The organism is uncultured Capnocytophaga sp. (genome assembly GCF_963525585.1).
Lineage (GTDB): Bacteria > Bacteroidota > Bacteroidia > Flavobacteriales > Flavobacteriaceae > Capnocytophaga.
On record NZ_CAURLX010000068.1, the window covers coordinates 1 to 6,589 of the forward strand.

General features: G+C 35.7%; 4 protein-coding genes, 1 tRNA gene and 1 pseudogene. 1 reads left to right on the plus strand and 5 read right to left on the minus strand.

Features of this window, described 5'->3' with window-relative positions:
• Positions 1 to 18 precede the first annotated feature (18 nt).
• From RYK20_RS10475 to RYK20_RS10485, 3 genes are all read right to left on the minus strand, one after another.
• Positions 19 to 91: transfer RNA gene (locus tag RYK20_RS10475), tRNA-Pro, on the minus strand.
• Positions 92 to 234: 143 nt separating this feature from the next.
• Entirely contained in the window at positions 235 to 1,509 is a 1,275-nt protein-coding gene (gene glyA / locus RYK20_RS10480) for a serine hydroxymethyltransferase (RefSeq protein ID WP_311456382.1), read from the minus strand.
• A gap of 69 nt (positions 1,510 to 1,578) precedes the next feature.
• Entirely contained in the window at positions 1,579 to 2,133 is a 555-nt protein-coding gene (locus RYK20_RS10485) for an L-threonylcarbamoyladenylate synthase (RefSeq protein ID WP_314895381.1), read from the minus strand.
• Between the two features lie 146 nt (positions 2,134 to 2,279).
• On the opposite strand from RYK20_RS10485, the gene RYK20_RS10490 reads away from it, so the two are divergent.
• Complete coding sequence (locus tag RYK20_RS10490) at positions 2,280 to 3,905, plus strand: S8 family peptidase (protein WP_297980969.1); 1,626 nt, start codon at positions 2,280 to 2,282, stop codon at positions 3,903 to 3,905.
• A 27-nt stretch (positions 3,906 to 3,932) separates the two neighbouring features.
• Here the strand turns inward: RYK20_RS10490 and RYK20_RS10495 are convergent, their stop codons facing one another.
• Positions 3,933 to 6,215: a helix-turn-helix domain-containing protein gene (locus RYK20_RS10495; RefSeq protein WP_314895382.1), complete on the minus strand. Its 2,283-nt coding sequence runs from the start codon at positions 6,213 to 6,215 to the stop codon at positions 3,933 to 3,935.
• A 90-nt stretch (positions 6,216 to 6,305) separates the two neighbouring features.
• Positions 6,306 to 6,589, minus strand: a pseudogene (locus tag RYK20_RS10500) (hypothetical protein); the annotation flags it as partial.

Below are 6,589 nucleotides of genomic sequence, written 5' to 3' on the forward strand. Positions count from 1 at the left end.
AAGTAGATTAAAAAATAGTCGGGATGACTGGACTCGAACCAGCGACCTCACGCACCCCATACGTGAACGCTACCAACTGCGCTACATCCCGATTATCTTGTGTTTGCGGGTGCAAATATACGACTTTTTCAGTGATAAAAAAATTTTTTACCTTATTTATAACACTTTTATACACAATAAAAAAGTTGCCAATTTAAAATCAGCAACTTATAATTAATTTATATTTTGAGTTATTTATCCAACAAAAAGAGGCCTGTCTTGCATAAATTTATTTACTTTCTGAGCAATACCCTCTAGAAGTTTCTCATCCTTAGCATTATTGATTACTTCATCTATATAGTCAGCAATCATTTGCATATCAGCCTCCTTAAGCCCTCTTGTGGTAATAGCAGCTGTTCCCAATCGAATTCCACTGGTTACAAAAGGACTTTTATCATCAAAAGGAACCATATTTTTATTAGCTGTAATATCAGCTTTTACTAGAGCTGCTTCAGCTTCCTTACCACTAATATTTTTATTTCTCAAGTCTATGAGCATTAAGTGGTTTTCAGTACCTCCTGAAACAATATTATATCCCTTTTCGACCAATAATTGTGCTAATTTTTTAGCATTTTTCTGTACTTGAATTGCATAATGTAAAAATTCATCTGAAAGAGCTTCTCCAAAAGAAACTGCTTTAGCCGCAATAATATGTTCTAGAGGACCTCCTTGATTTCCAGGGAATACAGAGAGGTCTATCAGAGAAGACATCATACGAATTTCTCCCTTAGGAGTTTTAAGTCCAAAAGGATTTTCAAAGTCCTTACCCATCATAATCATTCCTCCACGAGGACCACGTAGTGTCTTATGGGTAGTGGTGGTTACAAAATGACAATGAGGGATAGGATCATTCAAGAGCCCTTTAGCAATAAGTCCTGCAGGGTGTGCAATATCAGCCATAAGAAGAGCACCAACACTATCAGCTATTTCTCTGAATCGCTTAAAATCAATATTACGAGAGTATGCTGAATAACCAGCTATAATCATTTTAGGTTTTTCTTTCTTAGCTATTTCTTCTATTTTATCATAGTTCAGAAGACCTGTCTCCTGTTCTACTCCATAGAAAATAGGCTGGAAAAGTTTCCCTGAAAAATTCACAGAAGCACCATGAGTGAGGTGACCTCCGTGAGAGAGATCAAATCCTAGAATCTTATCACCTGGTGAGAGGCAAGCCGCATATACAGATGCATTAGCTTGAGAACCACTATGAGGTTGTACATTCACATATTCAGCTCCAAAAAGAGCCTTTGCTCGATCTATCGCTAACTGTTCTACCTGATCCACTATCTGGCATCCTCCATAATAACGCTTTCCAGGGTATCCCTCAGCATATTTGTTAGTAAGTACGGAACCTGCTGCCTCCATTACTTGTGGGCTGACAAAATTCTCCGAGGCGATAAGTTCTATTCCTCGTAATTGTCTTTCATTTTCTTGTTGAATAAGTTGAAAAATTTGTTGATCTCTCTTCATTAGAAATAAGTATTTTGATTGGTGCAAATATAATATTTTTTTTCAAATATTTTAATCTTTGGCTGTGATTTATTTTCTTATAAATATTATTTCTCCTTTTTCCATTTTTATAAGCCGAGAAGGGGTTTTAGATTCTTGATTTTCTTGATTATAAGGCACTATAAAATCTACTAAGTCCCTAATATGCTGAGTAATCTGAGAGAAATTCTCTGGGCTAGGCTCTCCACTTATATTGGCAGAAGTAGAAACAATAGGTTTTCCCAAGGCATTTATAAGAGCCTGACAAAAATCATCCTGTACGATACGAAAGGCGATAGAGTGATCCTTTGCCAGAGGAAGTTCTGTAGTATATACCTTTTGATAGATTACTGAAGTTGGATACTTTTCAGCCTCTAAGAAAGCAATAATTTCTTGAGGTACTTTTACATATTTTTCAAGCATTCTAAGTGAGGAGACTAGCAGAATGAAATTCTTACTTATATCTCTTTTTTTGATTTCTTGTATCCTAGCTATTGCCTTTTCAGAAGTAGCATCACAAGCTAGTCCCCAAATGGTATCTGTTGGAGAAAGAATCACTTTTCCGTCCTTCAAGAAAGAGACTGCTTGGCTTATAAGTTCTTCCATTACAAATGAGTTATCTTATAAAGGCACAAAAGTAATCATTTCTATTGATATATTTTGCCTTTAAAAGTATTTTTTAATTCTACTATGAAAAAATTGATTATTTATAAAAAAAGATGTACTTTTGCGCGTTTTTTAAAAGATTCTGTATGAATATAACAAAACCTATTTTTTATGTTGCTTTCACAGGGCTCCTAGTGGCTTGTGGAGGAACTTCTAAGATTGCCTCTTTACCCCTAGAAACCTTTGAGGGTAAAGCAATCCCTTCTATACCTGAGAAACCTTCTAAGGAGGAACTTAAAGGATGGCCTCATCGTGACTTGCTTACCTCTGGATACCCAGGTATTAGTCTGGAAAAAGCCTATCAAGCTCTTAAAGGAAGAAAAGCACAAACTGTAATTGTTGGAGTTGTGGATTCTGGAGTGGATATCAATCACGAAGACCTTAAAGACATCATCTGGACTAATCCCAAAGAAATCCCTAATAATGGGATAGATGATGATAAAAATGGTTATGTAGATGATGTACACGGATGGAATTTTCTAGGAGAAATCAACCAAGAAAACCTAGAATACGTGCGTATCCTAAAATCTGGAGACAAGAAAAATCCTGACTACAAAAGAGCTGAAGAAAAATATAAAAAACAATATGATGAAGCTCTAGAGAAAATAGAACTTTATACCCAGATTAAAGAGAGAATCTCCCAGAGTGATGCTATGATCCAAGCTCACTTAGCCAAAAAGACCTATACTTTACAAGATTTGGAGAATATAGACACCACTTCAGTTCAACTGTTATCAGCAGTACGAGGCATAACCTACTTACTCAATAATGGTGTTTCTGTAAAGGATACCTTAGAAGAACTTTCTGAGGCTATTACCCACTATCAGGATCGTCTTAAGTATGGATTGAATAAAGAATTTAATCCTAGAGCTATCCTTAATGACAACCCTGATGACATCAATGACAGAATATACGGAAATAACAATGTAGTAGGTCCCACTGCCGATGGAGCCCTACACGGCACACACGTAGCAGGAATTATAGCTGCCGTTCGACATAACAAAATAGGAATTGATGGGGTTGCAGATCACGTTCGTATCCTTCCTGTTCGTGCCGTTCCTGATGGTGATGAGTATGATAAAGATGTAGCTCTTGCCCTACGATATGCTATTGATAATGGAGCAAAGGTCATTAATACTAGTTTCGGAAAGGATTTCTCTCCTCATAAGCAGTGGGTATATGATGCGCTAAAGTATGCTGCTGAAAAGGATGTACTTATTGTAAATGCAGCTGGAAATGACACTAAAAATATTGATACTCAGCTTTCTTTTCCTGACGATAATATCAATGGAAAAGAATTTACTGATACTATGATTACCATTGGTGCTCTTAATTATGAATATAATGAGAATCTAGTAGCTTCTTTCTCTAATTATGGAAAAAATAATGTAGATTTGTTCTCTCCTGGTGTACAAATATATGCTACAGTCCCAGAAAACAAATACAAATTCTTAGATGGTACCTCTATGGCTGCTCCTGAGGTGGCTGGTGTTGCTGCTCTTATTCGTTCTTATTTCCCTAACCTTAAGGCTCGAGAAGTAAAACAAATCCTAATGGAATCAGGAGTAACACCTACTATAAAAGAAGTATTAATAGGTGAGGAAAATGAAGAAAAAGAACCTAAACTAGTTCCTTTTGCTAATCTTAGTAAATCTGGAAAAATTGTAAATGCTTATAATGCTATTATTTTAGCAGCCAAACGAAGCAAATAATCTACTAAAATATATTAAGGGAAGTTCTTAAGAACTTCCCTTTTTTGATAACGATTTATACTTAAGATATGCTTTAAATAGCTTCAGTTCTTCCCAAGAATACGCCTCCCCTACTTGTTCTTTTAGCTGAGTAAGGGTTTGTCCTACTACATCTTCCTTGAATATATCTTCCAAATCTGTTATTTTATCCACAGGAAGTACAGAGGTAACCTCTAATATACCTTCTTCTACTAATTTGCTCAGGTGCCCATAGATAGTTTTTTCTGTTAATTTCCTTTCATTAGCTATCTGAGTAATTGACATTCCTTGTTGCCAAAGTTCATAAGTTTGCTGATAGGTAGAAATCTTTTCCTTATGCTTTTTCTCTTGGAGAGGAGCCATCATTTCTACCGTAGCAAATTGCCCACTTAGAGAGTCTTGCCTCCACTTATCTAATACTCGATTTAGAAGTGTTTCTCTATAGGAATTTGCCTTCTCAAAAGAAGCTTTTCCCTCTAAGACATCAGTCTCTATTAATGATTCAAGAATAACCTTTGTCTTCAATAACCGAGTTATTGCCTCTACTTGAATATCCTCTAATGAAGTAAGTTCCTCTATAAATGCTTTGACTTGTTTTTTCCCATTTACCTGTAAATGAGTATAGAAAGTACTAAAAGCAACCGATTCAAGTAAAGGGAAAAAATAGGAAAAAGCTTTATGGAATCGTTCTAATAAAAACTGAATATCATAATCTGGATTAGAAAATATTCCTTTGAGCTGTTTTACAAATTTCTCTGAATGCATAAGGATATTATCATAAATCTGAGCTTGTTCCTTTGCCCAATCTTTGAACTGATTTTTTACACTACGAGAAGTATCTCCTTTGTATGAACTGAGTAATATTCTCCATTGAGAGGCAACAGGTATCCAAGAGAAAGAACATAATACTTCTTTCTCTATGAAAGATTTTCTATCTGAAGAGAGTAGAGCTGGTAAGTTTTCTATTTTTTCCTTTTGAGAAGCATAGTTTAGAACATCATAAGCCGTATGAAGCTCTTGATTGGTAAAAGAAGACAAAAGAACCAATCCTTCCAGACTTCGCAAGCGAGAAAGTGCCACATAAGCCTGCCCAGAAGCGAAAACATCCTCCAAATCAATAATCGCTTTATCAAAAGTAAGTCCTTGACTCTTATGAACTGTAATCGCCCAAGCCAATCGCAAAGGATATTGTACAAAAGTACCCAATACCTCTTGGGTAATTTGCTCTGTATTAGGGTCATTCTTATAGCGGATATTTTCCCAAATATATTTACCGACTTCTATCACTGTATCTTCATCAGCTAACCTGACGTGAATTTCTTCCTCTGATAAGAAAATAACCTCTCCTATCTTTCCATTATAATAACGCTTGGGAGTATCCAAATCATTCTTTACAAACATTACTTGTGCTCCTACTTTCAGAGATAATTTTTTCTCTAATGGATAAAGATATTCAGGAAAATCATCTTTTATTTCAGCCTCGTAGTGAAATTCTTTTGCCTTTATTTCATTAAAAGCCCTTTGATTAAGCTGGTCTGCTTTATAATTATGAGTTGTAAGAGTTATAAATCCCTCATTATGAGAAGGATTAAAAGTCGGATTCACATATTTTTGTAGAATTCTCTTATCTTCTGAAGTTATCTCATTGGTACGCAAGTGGTTAAGTATCTGAACAAAACGTTCATCTTCCTGACGATATACTTTCTCCAGCTCTAGGTATAACAAGGGTCTTTCTTCTATTACTTTGGCGTGAAAGAAAGAAATTCCTTTGTAATAATCTTGCAAAAGTTCCCACTCTTGAGGCTTGACCACTGGAGGAAGCTGTAACAAATCTCCAATAAAAAGCACTTGAACCCCTCCGAAAGGTTCCGAAGAAGCCCGTACAGACTTTAACACTGTATCCACCATATCCAGAGTATCCGCTCTGAGCATACTTACTTCATCTATAATAAGAAGTTCTAACTTTCTAAGAATTTTCTTTTTATAGGAATTTATTTTTTGTTGCTTGAGTAATGCCGTAGGAGTAACTATATTTATATATTCAGAAGAAATATTTTTCCCTGAAGAATAAGGAATAAAAGTTGCCAAAGGAAGTTGGAAAAGCGAATGTAGCGTAACACCTTTGGCATTGAGGGCTGCAATTCCTGTAGGGGCTGCTACCATTACATTTTTGTAAGTATTCGTAATGATACGGTGTAATAGCGTCGTCTTCCCTGTTCCTGCCTTTCCTGTAAGAAAAATACAGCGATGAGTCTGATTGACAAAATCCAATACATACTGGGCTATCTCCATAAGTGCTATTTCTAAACCTACAAAGGTATAAATTTTCTCTCAAAGTAAAAAGTAAATTGAAGTTTTAGAATGACTAGGGATATAAACCTTTTATTCCTCAATTCCTTCTTTTTTTAAATACATCAATTGATTATACAGATTCTCTAAGGATAACAATACTTCTTCCTCCAGTTCTATATCCGAAAGAAGCAGGTTCTCTGTAGCTTGTAGGAAGGTTTGCTGAGTATGAGGTGACATAAGCCAAGTGGTTATTTGCTCATTAAGCTCTGGATGCTTGTCCTTAAAATAACTGTGCTTGAACGCTATTCCTACAGAGCGGAAGCTATGAGTGAGGAACTCCTCAAAGTAGTACAATGCCATTACCTTATCAGCCT